A 17,951-nucleotide genomic window follows, 5' to 3' on the forward strand; every position below is an offset into this window, starting at 1 on the left:
GTGGTCGCCGCCGGGCGGACCGTCTCCGTGCGGGTCCCGGCGACCAGCGCGAACCTCGGGCCGGGCTTCGACACGCTGGGGCTCGCGCTGAGCGTGTACGACGAGCTGGACGTCACGGCGCTCGCGCCGGGCGAGCTCGAGATCGACGTGACGGGCACGGGCGCGGAGGAGATCCCGCGCGACGAGTCGCACCTGATCGCGCGCACCATCCGGTACTGCTTCGAGGCGGTCGGGCGCCCCGCGCCCGGGCTGCGCATCGCCGCCCGCAACGGCATCCCGCACGGCAAGGGCATGGGCTCCTCGGGGGCGGCCGTCGCCGCGGGCGTGCTCGCGGCCAAGGGTCTGCTGGAGGGCGAGGCCGAGCTGACCGACACCGATCTGCTGCGGCTCGCGACCGAGATCGAGGGCCACCCCGACAACGTCGCGCCCGCGCTGTTCGGCGGCCTGACGATCGCGTGGACCGAGCACGGCGTCCCGAAGCACAAGAAGCTGCTCGTGCACCGCGGCGTCGCGCCGGTCGTGTTCGTGCCCGACCGCACGATGTCGACGCACGCCGCGCGCAGTGTGCTCGAGGCCGAGGTGTCCCGCGAGAGCGCGGTGTTCAACGTGTCGCGCTCGGCGCTGCTCATCGCGGCGCTGACGCAGAGCCCCGACCTGCTGCTGTCGGCCACCGAGGACCGGCTGCACCAGGAGCAGCGGGCCCAGGCGATGCCCGACACGTTCGCGCTCGTGAGCGCGCTGCGCGAGCGCGGCTTCGCGGCCGTCGTCTCGGGTGCGGGGCCCAGCGTGCTGGTGCTCGCCGACGGTCCCGGCCAGCGCGTCGCGGCCGCGGCCGTCGTCGCGGAGGTCGCGAGCGGGTCCTGGCAGTCGCTCATGCTCGCCGTCGACTTCCTCGGCGGCACCGTGCGCACCCCCGCCGCGGGGAACAGGGAGGTCCCCGGTGGACTCTGAACACGAATCGAGGAGCGCCGTGCAGTACATCTCCACCCGCGGCGGCGGGGAGCCGCTGTCGTTCGGCGAGACCCTGATCGAGGGCCTCGCCCGCGACGGCGGCCTCGCCGTCCCCGCCGTGATGCCGCAGGTCGGCCGCGCCACGCTCGATCGCTGGCGCGCGCTGACGTACCCGCAGCTCGCGACCGAGGTGCTCTCGCTGTTCGCCACCGACATCCCGCGCGAGGACCTCGCCCGGATGACGGCCGCGGCCTACGCGTCCTTCCCCTCCGAGGTCGTGCCGCTGCGACCGATCGGCGACGGCCTCACGCTCGTGGGCCTGTCCGAGGGGCCGACGCTGGCCTTCAAGGACATCGCGATGCAGTTCCTCGGGCAGGTCCTCGAGTACGCGCTGGAGCGCACCGGCTCGGTGCTGAACGTGCTGGGGGCGACCTCGGGCGACACGGGATCCGCCGCCGAGCATGCGCTGCGCGGCAAGGACCGCATCTCCGTGTTCATGCTGTCGCCGCACGGCAGGATGAGCGCCTTCCAGCGCGCGCAGATGTTCTCGCTCGACGACGCCAACGTGCACAACATCGCGATCGACGGCGTGTTCGACGACTGCCAGAACCTCGTCAAGCAGCTCGCGGGCGACCTCGAGTTCAAGCGCGCCCAGCACCTGGGCGCCGTGAACTCGATCAACCTGGCGCGCATCACGGCGCAGGTCGTCTACTACTTCTGGGCGTGGCTGCGGGCGACCGACGCCATCGGCCCGACCGAGGTGTCGTTCACGGTGCCGTCGGGCAACTTCGGCAACATCCTGTCCGGGTTCTACGCGAAGCGGATGGGCCTGCCGGTCCGCCGCCTCGTGCTGGCGACGAACGAGAACAACGTGCTCGACGAGTTCTTCCGCACGGGCGTGTACCGTCCGCGCACGGCCGCCGAGACCCACGCGACGTCGAGCCCGTCGATGGACATCTCGAAGGCCTCGAACCTCGAGCGCTTCATCTTCGAGCTCGTCGACCGGGACGCCGCGCGCGTCGTGACGGCCTGGAGCGAGCTCGAGTCGCAGGGTCACTCGGACTTCAGCGCCGAGCAGCCGCGCTTCGCCGACGAGTTCGGCCTGGTCAGCGGCACCTCCACCCATGCCGACCGGATCGAGACCATCCGCCGGGTCCATGCGGAAGCGGGCGAGATCATCGATCCGCACACGGCCGACGGCGTGAAGGTCGCGCGCGAGCATGTCGAGCCCGGCGTCCCGATGCTCGTGCTCGAGACCGCCAAGCCGGAGAAGTTCGCCGACACCATCCGGGAGGCCCTCGGCGTCGAGCCGGAGTACTCGCCGGAGCTGCGGGCCATGCTGGACGCCCCGCAGCACGTGACCGAGCTGCCGGACGACGCGGATGCGCTGCGCGCGTTCATCGCGGACGCCTCGCTCGGAGGTGGTACAGTGAAGACAACCCCGGTGGGTGCCGATCGGCACGAATCTTGACCACCGATTCGCAATCTGCGAAGCCCCGCACAGGTCCCCCGACCAGCTCTCACAGCAGCTTGTTCACCTGAGCAGTCTGTTCACGAGCGCCTGGGCGACCGACGCGCGTCCCCACGCGCGCCTGCATGTGCATCGGGCACCACCACCACGTTCCACTGGAGGAGCACTCGTGGAGACCATCTCCGAGATCCAGACCGAGGCCGCCGCCGAGCGCGACGAGCAGGTCACCGAGACGACCGCCGAGGCCGTCACCGATACGGCCGCCGAGGCGCCCGCGGCGCCGGCCAAGTCGGCACCGCGCAAGCGCGCGCCGCGTCGCGCCAAGTCGACCGACGCCGCGCCGGTCGAGGCGCCCGCGGCCGACGCCGCGCCCGCCGAGGGCGAGACCCCGGCCGACGCGCCGGCCGCCGAGGCCGAGCCGCCCGCCGAGAAGCCCAAGCGCGCGCCGCGCAAGCGCACGCCCAAGGCCGCACCGGTCGAGGCGCCCGCGGTCGAGGCGCCCGCCGACGAGGCGATCCCCGCCGAGGCGGAGACCGCCACCCCGGCCGAGGCCGAGCCCGCCGCCGAGGCGACGGAGGCTCCTGCCGAGGAGACGACGCAGGAGGCGGCGCCCGCCGAGGGCGAGACCGCCGACGCCGACGCCGGCGCCCAGGAGGGCACCGGCCGCCGCAGCCGCAGCCGCAGCCGCAGTCGCAACCGCAACAAGGGCGACCGCGCCGAGGGCGGCCAGGCCCAGGGTGGCCAGAACGGCCAGGCCCCGGGCGGACAGCCCCAGGCGCCGCAGTCGCAGTCCCAGGACGACGCCGACGACGCGCGCGGCGCGAACGAGGCGGGCGGGCGCAACGCCCGCGGCAGCCGCAACAAGCGCCGCGGCAACCAGACGAGCGACGAGTTCGACACCGAGATCAACGAGGACGACGTCCTGATCCCGATCGCCGGCATCCTCGACGTGCTCGACAACTACGCGTTCGTGCGCACCACGGGCTACCTGCCCGGCACGCAGGACGTGTACGTCTCGCTCGGCCAGGTCAAGAAGTACAACCTGCGCAAGGGCGACGCGGTCGTCGGCGCCATCAAGCAGCCTCGCGAGAACGAGCAGCAGGGTCGCCAGAAGTACAACGCGCTCGTCAAGGTCGACTCGGTCAACGGCCTGTCGGTCGACGACGCCGCCGCGCGCGTGGAGTTCTCGAAGCTCACGCCGCTGTACCCGCAGGAGCGCCTGCGTCTCGAGACCGCCCCCGAGAAGCTGACGCAGCGGATCATCGACCTCGTCGCGCCCATCGGCAAGGGCCAGCGCGGCCTGATCGTCGCGCCGCCCAAGGCCGGCAAGACGATCGTGCTGCAGCAGATCGCCAACGCGATCGCGCAGAACAACCCCGAGGCCCACCTCATGGTCGTGCTCGTCGACGAGCGTCCCGAGGAGGTCACCGACATGCAGCGCACGGTGAAGGGCGAGGTCATCGCCTCGACCTTCGACCGTCCCGCCGAGGATCACACCACGGTCGCCGAGCTCGCCATCGAGCGCGCCAAGCGCCTGGTCGAGCTGGGCCGCGATGTGGTCGTGCTCCTCGACTCGATCACGCGCCTCGGCCGTGCCTACAACGTCTCGGCGCCGACCTCGGGCCGCGTGCTGTCGGGCGGCGTGGACGCCTCGGCGCTGTACCCGCCCAAGCGCTTCTTCGGCGCCGCGCGCAACATCGAGAACGGCGGATCGCTCACGATCCTCGCGACCGCGCTGGTGGAGACCGGATCCAAGATGGACGAGGTCATCTTCGAGGAGTTCAAGGGCACCGGCAACATGGAGCTGCGACTGTCGCGCCAGCTCGCCGACAAGCGCATCTTCCCGGCCGTCGACGTGAACGCGTCGTCCACGCGCCGCGAGGAGATGCTGCTCTCGTCCGACGAGGTCAAGATCACCTGGAAGCTGCGTCGCGCGCTCGCGGGCCTGAACCCCGAGCAGGCGCTCAGCACCGTGCTCGACAAGCTCAAGGAGACGTCCTCGAACGTCGAGTTCCTCGTGCAGATGAAGAACGCCCAGATGTCCGTGGGCGGCCGCTCGTCCGGTCACGAGAACGACATCCGCTGAGCGCGTGTTCGAGTCCGTCGACGCGCTGATCGACGAGCACCGCCGGGTGCAGGAGGAGCTCTCCGACCCGGCGGTGCACGCCGACGCCGCGCGCGCCAAGCGCGTCAACCGGCGCTACGCCGAGCTGAACCGGATCGTGCAGGCGCACGAGGCCTGGACCGCCGCGGGGGACGACCTCGCGGCCGCCCGCGAGCTCGCGCGCGAGGACGAGGCGTTCGCCGCCGAGGTCCCGGGGCTGGAGGAGCAGCTGGCGCGGGCGCAGGAGAAGCTGCGCCGCCTGCTGATCCCGCGCGACCCGGATGACGCGCGCGACGTGATCATGGAGATCAAGGCCGGCGAGGGCGGCGCGGAGAGCGCGCTGTTCGCCGCCGACCTGCTGCGCATGTACTCGCAGTACGCCGCGTCCAAGGGCTGGAAGACCGAGCTGCTCGAGCGCAACGAGTCGGACCTCGGCGGCTACAAGGACGTCCAGATCGCGATCAAGGGCTCCTCGTCGGATCCCGCGCAGGGCGTGTGGGCGCACCTGAAGTACGAGGGCGGCGTGCACCGCGTGCAGCGCGTGCCCGCGACGGAGTCGCAGGGCCGGATCCACACGTCCACGACCGGCGTGCTGGTGTTCCCCGAGGTCGACGAGCCCGAGGAGATCCAGATCGACCAGAACGATCTGAAGATCGACGTGTTCCGCTCGTCCGGCCCCGGCGGCCAGTCGGTGAACACGACCGACTCGGCGGTGCGCATCACGCACGTGCCGACCGGCATCGTCGTGTCCATGCAGAACGAGAAGTCCCAGCTGCAGAACCGCGAGGCGGGCATGCGCGTGCTGCGGGCCCGACTGCTCGCGAAGCAGCAGGAGGAGCTCGACGCGGCCGCGTCGGATGCGCGCCGGTCGCAGATCCGCGGCATGGACCGCTCCGAGCGGATCCGGACGTACAACTTCCCGGAGAACCGCATCGCGGATCACCGCACGGGCTACAAGGCCTACAACCTCGACCAGGTCATGGACGGCGCGCTCGAGCCGATCCTGCAGTCCTGCATCGAGGCCGACGAGGCCGAGCGCCTCGCCGCCCTGGGCGACCAGGGGTGACGCCCGCCCGCAGTTGACCCGATCGGCCCGTACTCCCCACGGAGTCCGGGCCGATTCGACTCGAGCGGGACCGCCGTCGTATCCGCTCATCCCGCCGCTCCTGTATCAGGGAGCCGGGGCGGCTCCTCGTTACCGGCGAGGGGTGAAAGGCGGAGAAGTCCCATGCTGCAGCTGATGATGACAGGCGCCGCGCTCGCGCTGCTGGTCGGTGCGTCGCCGGCACCGGACGCGGGCGACGTCTACGTGCCCGAGGAACCCGTCGAGCCGTCGCTGAATGTGACCGCGTTCGCGGAGTGCGTCACCGACGCGCCCTGGATCTCGTACGACGTGACGCTCGTCGACCCGGATGACCGCTCGACCTCCCACGACGTGTCCCTCGTCTTCACCGAGGGCGGCCGACGCCTCGAGGTCCCGCTCGGTCCGCTGGGCGACGACAACCGGCTCGCAGGACGGATCCTCTGGCCGGGCGCCACGGTCGACGCGGCGGGCGCCGGATCAGACTGGCCCGGCTGGGTGCAGCAGGGCGGCGAGTGGGTCGACGTCGGCGACGACGACCTCGGCTGGACCCGCGACGGCGCGACCGCATCGATCGAGGTCAACCCCGAGGCGGCGATCGCCGTGGCGTATCCGCCGGCGACGCCTCGTTGTGTGGCGGGACCACGCCCGACGGCCGATGAGCCGCCCGTGAGCGCCGCGCCCACGGCGCTGGCTGCCACCGGTCCGGAGATCATCGCGCCCCTCATGCTGGGCGCCACGCTGCTCATGGGCGGCCTGGCGTTCGCCGCGGCCCGAAGGCGACCCCGCGAGTGAAGCGACAGCTCTCCACGCGCAGCGGACCGACGGCCGAGCGCCCGAACGGCCAGAGGCGCCGGATCGCCGTGCGCGCGCTGATCGGCGCCGGCGCGGTGATGATCGCCGCCGGTGCCTGGCTCGGCGTGCGCGGGGCCCTCGCCTACGCCGAGGCGGACTCGGTGAGGGTCGCGGCCGACCGGCTCGGGGTCGCTCTCGACTCCGCGTCGCTCGACGCGGTGCGATTCGACGCGGCCCTGATCGGGCCGCTCCTGGACCGCGTGTCCGGCGACGCGGGGGCGCTCGCCGGACACGCGCAGACCCTGGCGGGCCTGACGGCAGACCCCGTGTGGCGCGTCGCGGAGCTCGTGCCGGTGGCGGGCCCGCAGTTGCGAGCCGTCCGGGTGGGCGCCGCGGAGCTCGCGGCGCTCACGACCACGGCGAGCGATGTGCTCGCCGTGGGCGGCGACGTGCTGAGCAGCGAGGCCGACGGCCTCGACGTCGACGGGATCCGCAGGCTCAGCCCGCCGCTGGAGGCCGCGGTCGCCGCGCTCACCACCGCGCGCGCGAATCTCGCCGCGGTGGAGCGCGAGGGTCTCGTGGCGCCCGTCGCCGCGGCGCTCGCCGCGCTCGACGACGCGATCGCGCGCACGGGTCCCGCGCTCGAGGATGCTCACGCGGTGGCTCGACTCGCGCCGCCGATGCTGGGCGCCGACGAACCGCGCCTCCTCCTGGTCATGCTGCAGAATCCGGCGGAACTGCGCGCGGCGGGGGGCATCGCCGGCACCTTCATCGCGATGCGGGCCGAACGGGGCACGCTGACTCTCGTCGCGCAGGCCGACGGCGCCGACTTCCCGATCCTGGACGATCCGCTCGTCCCGGTGCCGGCGGACGCATCCGCGCGCGACGACGATGGCGTCGGCCGATTCGTGCAGAACCTCACCGGAACGCCCGACTTCGCGCTGTCCGCGCGGCTCGCCGCCGCATGGTGGGCCGAGCGCACGGGGCAGGAGCCCGACGCAGTGGTGGCGATCGACCCGCTCGTGCTGCAGCCCCTCCTCCACGTGACGGGCCCGGTCCAGGCGGACGGCGTGCGCATCGACGCCGATCAGGTGGTCGACGCGCTGCTGCGTCGCCCCTATCTCGAGCGCGACCGCGACGGGCAGACGGCGCTGTTCCAGGCTGCCGCGGAAGCCGTGTTCACGACCGTGCTCGCGGCGCCCGCCGAGGCGCCCCGGCTGGCGCTCGATCTCGCGCCGCTGATCGGCGAGGGGCGCATCGCGCTGTGGAGCGCGCGCCCGGACGAGCAGGCGGTGATCGCGGGCACGGCGTCGGCGGGGATGGCCGCCCGGATGGCGCAGCAGGACGCGCACGCCGTCCTGCTCGACGATCTCGCCGGGGGCAAGCTGGACGCGTATCTCGACGCCTCGTTCGCTCTCGACGGGAGCACATGCCGCCCGGACGGGAGAGCCGAGATCGTCGTGACGGCGACGCTCACGAGCACGGTCCCGCCCGGCGTGGAGCTGCCCTGGACGGAGTTCCCCGGGCTCGGCGGCTTCGCGAGTGACCAGATCGGCCTGCGGGTCTCCGCACTCGCCCTGCCCGGTGCGGTCGCCGAGGGCGTGCGCATCGATGGCGTGCCGGCCGCGTGGTCGGCCGCGACGGTCGTCGGGCGTCCCACCGCGTCGGCGCGCGTCGCGGTCGATCCGGGAGCGACCGTCGTCGTGGAGTTCCGCTTCGCCGGCGATGCCGGTGCGCACGGGCCAGCGCTCGTGCACACGCCGCTGGTCGGCGACGCCTCCGTCGCTCTCACGGGCGGAGGCTGCCGATGAATGCCCGAGTGCTTGCGCCGTCGAGTGGGAGCCGATGGCGTGAGGATGACGGTTCCCCTTGCGCGGCGTCCCTGCCTGTAGGCACAATTGCCCGCGTGGAGGACGATCCTCTGCCGAGTCGTCAGGATCCCCCCGAACCTGGCGTCGCACCGTCCGCATCCCCCCGCGCGGCGGAGAACGTGCCAACGGCACCCGGCGACGATACGGGCGAGCGGCATGCCCGCTGGCGCCACGCCGCCGCGCTGTTCGTGCGGTGGCGGGAGTCCGCGGACAACCGCGCGCTCGACGAGCTCGTGCGCCTGCTCAGCCCCGTGCTGTGGCACGTCGTGCGGGCCTACGGCCTCGGGCCGGAGGCCGCAGCGGACGTGGTGCAGTCGACCTGGCTGGCGTTCGTGCGCAAGCACGAGTCGATCGCCGATCCGGAGGCGGTGTCGGCCTGGCTGACGATGACAGCGCGCCGCGAGGCGTGGCGGACATCGAAGATCGACGCCCGGTCCGACCCGACCGAGGATGAGGCGCTCGAGCGGCGGATGCCGCCGAGCGCCACAGCCGAGGAGCAGGCGGTCGGGCAGCTCGAGTCGCAGCGGCTGTGGCTCGCGGTCTCGGCGCTCGACGAGCGCTGCCGTCGCCTGCTGCGGATCGTCGCGTTCGACGACCGACCGGATTACCGGCGGATCGCGAGCGATCTGCACATGCCCATCGGAAGCATCGGGCCGACCCGGCAGCGGTGCCTGGGCAAACTCCGCGCGCGGCTTGCTGACGCGGAGGGCACTGAGGGGGGAAGATCGTGATCGTGGACAGTAGTGAAGAGGAAGACCGCGCGATGTTCGCGGCGCTCAAGCGGATGTGGGAGCGTGCCGACGGACCGCCAGCGGATCTTGCCGAGAGGATGATCGCGGCCGTGGCCGTCGACGACCTGACGCGCGAGTACGCCCTGCTGACGGAGGTGTCGGCGGATCGGGCGGCCGTGCGGACCGAGCAGGAGCGCCTGACGCTCCAGTTCAGCGACGAGAGCACGAGCGTGCTGCTGCACGTGTCGGCCACGGAGTCGGGGAGCCGACGCGTGGACGGGTGGTCGGAGCCGTCGGTCCTGGCCGCGCGGCTGTCGCAGGACGCGCGGGAATGGGCGGCCGTGCTGGGCGAGGAAGGACGATTCGCGTTCGACGACGTGGCCCCGGGCCTGTCGGCCGTGCGGTTGATCGTCCGCATGGACGGCGAGCTGAAGGAATTCATCACTCCGCAGTTCGAGGTGTGAACGTCCCTCGGGACGACGGCGCCGCCCCCGCGTCGCCGTGAGGTGGAGCGCGGCGGCCGCCGCGGAGAGAGGGTGTCCCCGTGGCTGCTGACGACGGCTCCCAGCCGGAGAACTGGACCTGGCGCGACCGCGCCGCGGGGTCCGTGCCCCGGGGCCGGACGCTCGATCCGACGATCGAGCGCGTGCCCGGCATCGAGGCGTTCCCGACCGTCTACGTGCCGGATCGGCTGCTGGTCGCGAGCGCGGGCGGCGAGCGCTCCTCACGCCTGCGCGCGCTGGACGAGGCGGCGGCGACCTTCGGCTGGCGCGTCGAGCTCGAGGACCTGCGCGGCGAGCCGCTGCCCGACGGCGAGTCGGAGCCGGGGCCGCTGCTGCCGGAGGTGGCCGGCGTCACGCGTGTGCGCGTCGTCGCGCCGGGCGAGTCCCCGGACGCCGACGCACCCCTCTCACCCGACGCCTGGCGCGTCCTGCAGCGCGCGCGACGCCTGACGAGGTCCCGGCTCGAGGGCGTGGGGCTCGATCACGTCCTCGCGATCGACCCCGTGCGCGTGAACCCGTTCACGCAGACCAATCCGTTCACGCAGACCAACCCCTTCACGCAGACGAACCCGTTCACGCAGACGAACCCGCACGGCGCCGCCGAGTACGCGCAGCCGGGCTGCGGGGGACGTCAGCCGATCACGCGGCTCGGAGCCGGTCCGACGCGCATGGCCGCGCTCCGGCGCGGATCGCGGAGGGCGGTGGTCGCGATCCTGGACACCGGATGCGGAGCGCACGCCTGGCTGCCGGATGACGTGGTCACGCGGCGGCTCGAGATCGACGGCCGCCCGATCGGGCTGACCGACGAGGCCGATCCCGAGCGCTACGGCGACCTCTACGGGCAGCTCGACGGAGAGATCGATCCGGTGGCGGGGCACGGGACCTTCATCGCGGGCGTCGTCCGGCAGGTGGCGCCCGACGCCGACCTCGTCTCCGTGCGCCTGGCCGATGCGCTCGGCGTCATCGAGGAGAGCCTGCTGATCCGGACGCTCGCCGACGTGCTCGAGCTCGCACGCCGCCATGCGGCCGGCGAGAAGGGCGGCACCGCGATCGACGTCCTCAGTCTCTCGCTGAGCTACTACCACGAGACGCCGGAGGACGGGCTCTACTCGCGCACCGTCTACGACCTGCTCCGCTTCGCCCGGCGCCTCGGCATCGCCGTGGTGTGCTCGGCGGGCAACGACGCGATCGACCGGCCGAGCTTCCCGGCATCGCTGTGGGCGTGGCCCGACGCGGACAACGGCATCGCTCCCGACGACCTCGCGGAGCACGTGTCGGTGGGCGCGCTCAACCCGGGCTCGACCTCCGTCGCGCTGTTCTCGAACGTCGGTCCCTGGGTGCGCGTCTACGCACCCGGTGCGTCGATCGTGAGCTGCCTGCCGGCGTTCGAGGGAGGCCGGCAGGCGGCCACGCGCGAGGACCTGTACCGCCGCAGGCGCCAGACGATCGCGCCCGAGGACTACCGCGGCGGCTTCGCGACCTGGAGCGGCACGTCGTTCGCCGCTCCGTTCGTCGCGGGCCTCATCGCCGCGGAGCTCGGGATGCAGCCCGTCACTGCGGCGGCGACGTCGGGAAGTGCGGTCGACCGTTCCCGGAAAGCGACGGAAGCGGCCCTGACGGTTGTCTCAGCGGACGACGGATCGAGGGTGTGAGCGGACCATGCGCGGCGGGGTGGAGGCGCGCGGAATTAGTGCGGGTGAAAGGCATTGGGGGAGCCTCGGTGTCTGGGTAGGACGGGAATCGGGTCGACGGTTTGGTCGGGGGCCCGTGCCGTCACCGGACATCCTGCACCCTGTCGGCACATCAGGGAAGAGGCAGATTCCGGTATACCCGGGGAGTGGGAACGATGCGCCTCACCGCGGATGACCTCCACGCGCGCGGCGTCGCCCTGAGCAACCGCGGTCGCCTGACGGCGGCCCGGCGCGCCCTGCGCGCGGCGGGCGAGCGGGCGACCTCGCCGGAGGAGCGCGCGCGGATCGCCGGAACGCTCGCCTACGTGCTCACCCGCACCGGGCATCCGGACGAGGCCGAGCGGATCTGCCGCGAGGCGCTCGGCGATCAGGAGGGGGCCGTCGTGCTGTCGCAGGCGACGGCCGCCGTGCTGCACGGACAGCTCGGCGCTCTCGCGGTCGAACGGGGGGACTTCGACGGGGCGCTCGCGTGGCTGGAGCTCGCCACGAGCGCGGAGACGGATCTCGTGCGCTCCGGCAACATGCTCATGAATCGCAGCGTCGCGCTGATGCGCCTGCAGCGCCTCGCGGAGGCGCGCGCGGATCTCGACGCCGCGGCCGATCGCTTCGCGGCGGCCGGCGAGCCGAACAGCCGGGCGCTCAGCGTGCACAACGCGGGCTACGTCGCTCTGCTGGAGGGCGACCTCGTGACCGCCCTCGAGCGCATGTCGGAGGCCCGGCCGCTGGCGGCCTCGTCGCCGGTCAACGCCGCGATCTGCGACCAGGATCGCGCCGAGGTGCTGCGCGAGGCGGGACAGGTGCTGGAGGCGGAGAGCACGCTCGAGAGCGTCGCCCGCTCGTTCGGGGCAGCGCACATGCCGCAGTCGCGGGCCGAGGCCGAGTTCCACCTCGCGCGCTCGCTCATCACGCACGACCTCGGACGCGCCGCGGAGGTCGCCACCGCCGCGGCCCGGCGGTTCCGCGCGCTGGGCAGCACCGCCTGGGCGGCGCGGGCCGACGGGCTGCGCCTGCGGGCCCTGCTCTCGATGTCGGACGCGGGGCGGCGCCGGCCCTCCGCCGAGCAGGTGCAGCAGGCGATCGCGGCCCTGGAGCGCGCGGGCTTCGCGAGCGAGGCCCGGCTGCTGCGCCTGACGACGCTGATCGCCCGTGCCCGCCGCGGAGAGATCGACCGGGGCGGCATCCGGATGCGGCCGGACGATCCCCAGCCCGTGCGGCTGCTCGTGCACGAGGCGCGCGCCGTGCAGGCGACGGCGCGCGGCCGCGACGCGGACACACGCCGGCACGCCGCAGCGGGGCTGGAGAGCCTCGCCGCGTGGCAGCGGTCCTTCGGGGCGCTCGACGTCGCGTCGTCCGTCGCGATGCACGGCAACGGGCTGATGTTCGAGGGTCTGTCGGCGGCGATCCGCTCGGGCCGTCCCGAGGTGCTGTTCGAATGGTCCGAGCGCGCGCGGCATTTCGCCCACCAGGTGATGCCGGTGCGGCCGCCGCGCGATCCGCAGCACGCGGCCGACCTCGCGCAGCTGCGCCTGCTGCGCGAGGAGACGGGCGTCTCCTGGGAGCGGGACCCGCGGGTGCGCGAGCTGCGCGAGCGCGTGCGCGAGCGGCAGTGGGCGACCGCGGGTGGGGCCGCGACCATCCCGCGCGTCGGCCTCGAGACGCTGCGGGCCGGGCTCGAATCGGACACCGCGATGCTGACGTTCGTCTACAGCCGCGGCGTCATGGTGTGTCTCGTCGTGCCCGCGGTCGGCGCGCCGCGCGTCATCCACACCGACTGGGCGACCGCGAGCGCGCAGCTCCCGGGCCTGCGCGCGGATCTCGACGTCCTCGCGGCCATGGGGAACGGGCCGATGGCGCACGTCGTCCGGCGCGCGCTCGAGTCGCGTCTGGCGGCGCTCTCGCACGCGCTCGTCGAGGACGGGCTCCGCGCGGCCGGCGATCCGCGGCGCGTGCTGATCACGGCCCCGGGAATCCTGGCGGGACTGCCCTGGACGATGCTGCCCGCGATGCGGGGCCGGTCGATGACGCTGGCGAGGTCGGCCTCGCGCTGGATCGCGGCGCGCACCCGGGACCGCCGGGGCCACACCGCCGGATTCGCCGTGGGACCGGACGTCGCTCGCGGCGCGGAGGAGGCGCAGAGCGCCGCGTTCGCCTGGGAGGTCGCGGGTCACGCGGCCGACCCGCTCGCGGGCCGGGTCCCCACCGTGCTGCAGGGATCCGAGGCACGCGTCTCGGCCGTGACGGCGATGGCCGAGGAGGTCGACGTGCTGCACCTCGTGGCGCACGGCCGCCACGCGATCGACTCGCCCATGCTCTCGGGCCTGAGCCTCGCCGACGGCACGCTGTTCGGCTACGACATCGACCTGATCGACAGCCCGCCGAAGACGGTCGTCCTGTCGGCCTGCGAGCTCGGGCGCTCGTCAGTGCGCTGGGGCGCCGAGGCCATGAGCATGGCGCACGGCTGGCTGCATGCGGGCGCCGTGTGCGTGATCGCGGCACCGGTGACCGTCGCGGACGATGTGGCCGCGGAGCTGCTCGCGGGGTTGCACAGCGGACTCGCCGCGGGCCTCGCGCCGGCGGACGCGCTGTCGCTCGCGAGCCAGGAGACGGGGCTCGTGGCGCCGTTCCTCTGCCACGGCAGCGGGTTCTGAGCCCGGGAGCCCGTGAGGCGTCTCTCACGGGATCCGCGCGGTCGTGTATCACGGGCCGTCGTGGACCCTCCGGATGTCCATGGCGAACGTCGGTCGCGTGCTCGAGGCACCCGTCTCCGTCGACGGATGCGCTCGGATCGGAGGTGCGGCATGACGTCGCTCGTTGGTGCGCGGGTCGTGGTCACCGGTGGTGCCGGATTCATCGGCAGTCACCTCGTGGACGAGCTGGCCACGCGGCGGCACGTGGCGGAGGTGACCGTGGTCGACTCGCTCGTCAACGGGAGCCGCGCGAACCTCGCACACTGGAACGGTGATCCGCGGGTGCGCCTGATCGAGGCCGACATCCGCTCGGGCACTGCGATGCGCGCCCTCGAGGGCGCCGACGTCGTGTTCCACCTGGCGTGCCTCGGCGTGCGGCACAGCCTGCATGACCCGATCGCGAACCACGAGGTCAACGCGACCGCGACGCTCCAGCTGCTCGAGCGGGCCCGGGCGGTCGGCGTCGGCCGCTTCGTGCATGTCAGCTCGAGCGCGGTGTTCGGCACCGCGCAGCGCGTGCCGATGGACGAGCGGCACCCGACGTGGCCCGAGACGGTCTACGGCGCATCGAAGCTCGCCGGCGAGGCGTATGCCCGGTCCGCCTATCGCCGCCACGACCTGCCCGTGATCGTGGTGCGGCCGTTCAGCACGTACGGTCCGCGCAGCCACTTCGCGGGCGACAGCGGCGAGGTCCTGCCGCGCACGATCATCCGCAATCTCTGCGGACTGCCCGCGCTGGTCTACGGGGACGGGCGGCAGACGCGGGACTTCATGCACGTCAGCGACACGGCGCGCGGGCTCGCGACGATCGCCCAATGCGACGCCGCCGTCGGAAGCACCGTGAACCTCGGCTCGGGGGAGGAGATCTCGATCGAGGCGCTCGCCCGCACGGTCGCCTGGCTCATCGGCCGACCGGATCTCGACCCCATCCTCCTCGAGCCCCGCCCGGGGGACGTGCGGCGCCTGCTCGTGGACGCCCACCTGATGCACCGTCTCACGGGGTTCACCCCCGCGATGCCGTTCGACGCGGGCGTCGCCGACCTCGTGCGCTGGTTCCGCAGCCGCCCCCGCACGCCCGAGCAGATGCTCGAGCGCATCGAGGACCGCAACTGGGAGGCCCCTCGGCCCGTGGCACAGGTGAGCGCGTGATCAGTCCCGTGGCCGACGCGCCTGCAGAGGCTGGCCTCACTCGCATCGATGTGACGCGGCCGTGGCTGGGCGCGGAGGAGACCGCCGCCATGGCGGAGGTCATCGCGGCGGGCTGGATCGCGCAGGGACCCCGCGTGGCGGAGTTCGAGCGGGAGTTCGCGGAGGCCGTCCACGGCGTGCACGCGATCGCGACGTCCAGCGGCGCCACCGCCCTGCACCTCGCACTCGTCGTGGCGGGCGTCGGCCGCGGCGACGACGTCGTCGTGCCGTCCCTGGGGTTCATCGCGACGGCCCATGCCGCGTCCCACGTCGGAGCCCGCGTGGTGTTCGCGGACGTCGAGCTCGCCACCGGCTGCGTCACGGCCGCGACGATCGCCCGCGCGCTCACTCCGCGCACGCGAGCCGTGATCGCGGTGGACCAGGGCGGCGTCCCGGTCGATCTCGCACCGATCCGGGCCCTGTGCGATCCCCGCGGAATCGTGGTGATCGAGGACGCGGCAAGCGGCGTCGGATCCACCTACCGCGGCGAGCCGCTCGGCGCCGGCGCCGAGCTGGCGACGTGGTCATTCCGCCAGGGGGAGATCCTCACGACGGGCGAGGGCGGCATGCTGACCACGGGCCGCGCCGATTGGGCCGAGCACGCCCGCATCCTGCGCCAGCACGGGTCGGCCCTCTCCGATGCGGAGCGCGAGACGGCGCGGATCCCGCCGCACGAGATCCATGACGAGATCGGATTCGGCTTCCGCATGACCGACCTGCAGGCCGCGATCGGGCTGGTCCAGCTGGGCCGTCTGCCCGCGATCGTCGCCCGCCGGCGGGCGGCGGCCGCCCGTTACCGCGTGGCGCTCGCCGACGTCCCGGGCATCCGGGTGGTGGCCGATCCGCCGTACGGGCAGAGCGCATTCCCGTCGCTGTGGATCGAGATCGGCCCGCCGTGCCCGCTGAACCGGGAGGAGCTCCTCGCCCTGCTCGCAGAGCGCGGCATCTCGGCCCGCCGTGGCAGCGTGGCCGCCCACCGCCAGCCGGCCTACGCGTTCCGCGACACGGGATCGGCCTCGCTGGCCGTGACCGACCGGCTCGCCGACCGCACGGTGATCCTGCCGCTGTTCCATGAACTGACCTCGGCGGATCAGGATCGCGTCATCGCGGCTGTCCGGGACGGCGCCATCGGGATCCGGTCGTGAGCGTGCTGCTGCTCGGCGCGAGCGGTCTGGCGCGCGAGGTGATCGCGGCCGGAGCGCCCGGCATCGTCGGCGTGCTCGACGATGATCCGACCATGCACGGCACGGAGTGCGGGGGAGTGCCCGTGCTCGGGGGCATCGCCGAGGCCGTGACGCGCCGCGCCGACCACCTGCTGCTGTGCGTCGGTCCCGGTCGCGCGCGCCGCGAGGTCGCGCACCGGCTGGCGGCCGCCGGTGTCGGGGCCGACCGCTACGCGACGTTCGTCGCGGCGGACGCCCGGATCGGCGCCACGAGCACCGTGGGCGGCGGGTCGATCCTGCTCGACGGCGCCACGATCACTGCGGAGGCGAGAGTCGGCCGGCACGTCGTCGTGATGCCCGGCTGCACGATCGGCCACGATGACCTCGTCGCCGACTTCGCGACCTTCGCGGCGGGCGTGAGCCTCGGGGGCGGGGTCCGCATCGGCGAAGCGGCGTTCCTCGGCCTGAACGCCTCCGTGCACCCGGGGGTCGCGATCGGCGCGGACGCGACGGTCGGGATGGGCGCGGCCGTGATCCGCGACGTCCCCGACGGCGAGACGTGGGTCGGAGTGCCGGCTCGGCCTCTCCTCTCCTCCGGCGGGATCCATCCGATCTCCGTGCTGGAGGTCTCGGCATGAGTGTCGCCTCGCTCGCTGCGACGCGTGGTCGCGCCGCGCCAGAAGCTGCGGCGCCCGGACGTGCGGAACACCGCGCGCCGGGCAGCCGCGTCCACGTCCGCCGAGTCGCGAGCGCGCGCCGACGGCGGACATCGGGTACGGGCCCCGTCGACCGGCTGCGCCTGCGTCCACACAGGGAGACCTGAGGGGGCGCATCCACATGCGACAGCGGGCGGTGCGGGCGGGCGGCTTCGCCGTCGCGTTCCTCGCGGTGTACGGGTTCTTCGTGCTGACCCCGACCGGTCAGCTGCTCGACGCCGCGAGCCTGGGCGCGTTCACGTGGGCCCGCGAGCTGGGCGCCCTGCCGCTCTTCCATGCCAGGGAGGTGCTTCCGTTCGTGCCGATCGCCGTGGCATGCGCGGCGATCGCGACCGCGCCGATGCGCGGACGGACGACGGACGCGGTTGCGGGGTTCGGCACCCTGGTGGTCGTCTTCGCCCTGGCCACCGTGCTGAAGCGGATGGTCCTTCCGCGACCGCACCTCGGCGACTTCGCCTATCCGGAGAACACCTTCCCGAGCGGGCACACCGCCCTCGCGCTCGCGGCGATCGTGGTGCTCGCCTGGCTCGTGCCACCACGGACCATGACGGCCGTGCTGGCGGCCGGCGGCGGGCTCGCGGTGTTCATCGCGATCGCGTCGGTGGCCTCGTTCGCGCATCGCGGCAGCGACGTCGTCGGCGGCGCTCTGCTGGCGGGTGCGGTGACGGGAGGGTTGTCCCGCGGCACGCGCACGACGTCCTGGGTCCGGCGCCGGCGGCCGGTGATCGGGCTGATCGCGCTCTCCGCGACGGCCGTCGTGGCGTTCGCCGTGTCCGCGATCGCGCTGGCGGCGGGCGCCGACGCGGCGCTGCCGCTCACGACGGCGCTCGTCCTGTCCTCGAGCGCCGCGGTCGGGGCGGTTCTGCTCGTGTCCGCGCCGTCGTCGGCACCCGCTCTCGTGCCGGCCTGACGGTCCGCGATCGTCCCCGGGTACCGGGGGCCCGAGGTATCAGCGACCGTGCACACCGCTCCATCCAGGTGGGTCCGCACGGTGCGGTG

Annotated in this window: 14 protein-coding genes; all 14 read left to right on the plus strand. The window is 73.5% G+C overall.

Features of this window, described 5'->3' with window-relative positions:
- The 14 genes from thrB to AAD528_RS12365 all read left to right on the plus strand — a co-directional run bounded on the left by thrB (window position 1) and on the right by AAD528_RS12365 (window position 17,862).
- Window positions 1-951: a homoserine kinase gene (thrB, locus tag AAD528_RS12300; protein ID WP_375339620.1), complete on the plus strand. Its 951-nt coding sequence runs from the start codon at window positions 1-3 to the stop codon at window positions 949-951.
- A 19-nt stretch (window positions 952-970) separates the two neighbouring features.
- The gene (gene thrC, locus AAD528_RS12305; RefSeq protein WP_345752371.1) at window positions 971-2,422 is read left to right on the plus strand and encodes a threonine synthase; all 1,452 of its coding nucleotides are present in this window, start codon (window positions 971-973) and stop codon (window positions 2,420-2,422) included.
- Between the two features lie 169 nt (window positions 2,423-2,591).
- Entirely contained in the window at window positions 2,592-4,508 is a 1,917-nt protein-coding gene (rho, locus tag AAD528_RS12310; RefSeq protein ID WP_345752372.1) for a transcription termination factor Rho, read from the plus strand.
- A 4-nt stretch (window positions 4,509-4,512) separates the two neighbouring features.
- The gene (gene prfA, locus AAD528_RS12315) at window positions 4,513-5,592 is read left to right on the plus strand and encodes a peptide chain release factor 1 (protein ID WP_345752373.1); all 1,080 of its coding nucleotides are present in this window, start codon (window positions 4,513-4,515) and stop codon (window positions 5,590-5,592) included.
- 162 nt (window positions 5,593-5,754) lie between these two features.
- Complete coding sequence (locus tag AAD528_RS12320) at window positions 5,755-6,402, plus strand: cell wall protein (RefSeq protein ID WP_345752374.1); 648 nt, start codon at window positions 5,755-5,757, stop codon at window positions 6,400-6,402.
- Complete coding sequence (locus tag AAD528_RS12325; RefSeq protein WP_345752375.1) at window positions 6,399-8,213, plus strand: DUF4012 domain-containing protein; 1,815 nt, start codon at window positions 6,399-6,401, stop codon at window positions 8,211-8,213. The genes AAD528_RS12320 and AAD528_RS12325 overlap by 4 nt, the downstream gene beginning before the upstream one ends.
- Window positions 8,214-8,392: 179 nt before the next feature.
- Window positions 8,393-9,004: an RNA polymerase sigma factor gene (locus tag AAD528_RS12330; protein WP_345752376.1), complete on the plus strand. Its 612-nt coding sequence runs from the start codon at window positions 8,393-8,395 to the stop codon at window positions 9,002-9,004.
- A 2-nt stretch (window positions 9,005-9,006) separates the two neighbouring features.
- Complete coding sequence (locus tag AAD528_RS12335) at window positions 9,007-9,468, plus strand: hypothetical protein (protein WP_345752377.1); 462 nt, start codon at window positions 9,007-9,009, stop codon at window positions 9,466-9,468.
- A gap of 80 nt (window positions 9,469-9,548) precedes the next feature.
- A complete protein-coding gene (locus AAD528_RS12340) occupies window positions 9,549-11,159 on the plus strand; it encodes a S8 family peptidase (protein ID WP_345752378.1) in 1,611 nt (536 codons plus the stop codon).
- A 194-nt stretch (window positions 11,160-11,353) separates the two neighbouring features.
- A complete protein-coding gene (locus AAD528_RS12345) occupies window positions 11,354-13,846 on the plus strand; it encodes a CHAT domain-containing protein (protein WP_345752457.1) in 2,493 nt (830 codons plus the stop codon).
- Window positions 13,847-13,996: 150 nt separating this feature from the next.
- Window positions 13,997-15,034 carry a dTDP-glucose 4,6-dehydratase gene (locus AAD528_RS12350; RefSeq protein ID WP_345752379.1) on the plus strand — a complete coding sequence of 346 codons (1,038 nt, stop codon included), beginning with the start codon at window positions 13,997-13,999 and terminating at the stop codon, window positions 15,032-15,034.
- Window positions 15,031-16,218 carry a DegT/DnrJ/EryC1/StrS family aminotransferase gene (locus AAD528_RS12355; protein ID WP_345752380.1) on the plus strand — a complete coding sequence of 396 codons (1,188 nt, stop codon included), beginning with the start codon at window positions 15,031-15,033 and terminating at the stop codon, window positions 16,216-16,218. Before AAD528_RS12350 ends, AAD528_RS12355 begins: the two co-directional genes overlap by 4 nt.
- Window positions 16,215-16,874: a NeuD/PglB/VioB family sugar acetyltransferase gene (locus AAD528_RS12360; protein WP_345752381.1), complete on the plus strand. Its 660-nt coding sequence runs from the start codon at window positions 16,215-16,217 to the stop codon at window positions 16,872-16,874. The genes AAD528_RS12355 and AAD528_RS12360 overlap by 4 nt, the downstream gene beginning before the upstream one ends.
- Window positions 16,875-17,073: 199 nt before the next feature.
- On the plus strand, window positions 17,074-17,862 hold the full coding sequence (locus tag AAD528_RS12365; RefSeq protein WP_345752382.1) for a phosphatase PAP2 family protein: 789 nt from the start codon (window positions 17,074-17,076) through the stop codon (window positions 17,860-17,862).
- Window positions 17,863-17,951: the final 89 nt, after the last annotated feature.

The sequence above is a fragment of the Microbacterium rhizophilum genome (assembly GCF_039605615.1).
Lineage (GTDB): Bacteria > Actinomycetota > Actinomycetes > Actinomycetales > Microbacteriaceae > Microbacterium > Microbacterium rhizophilus.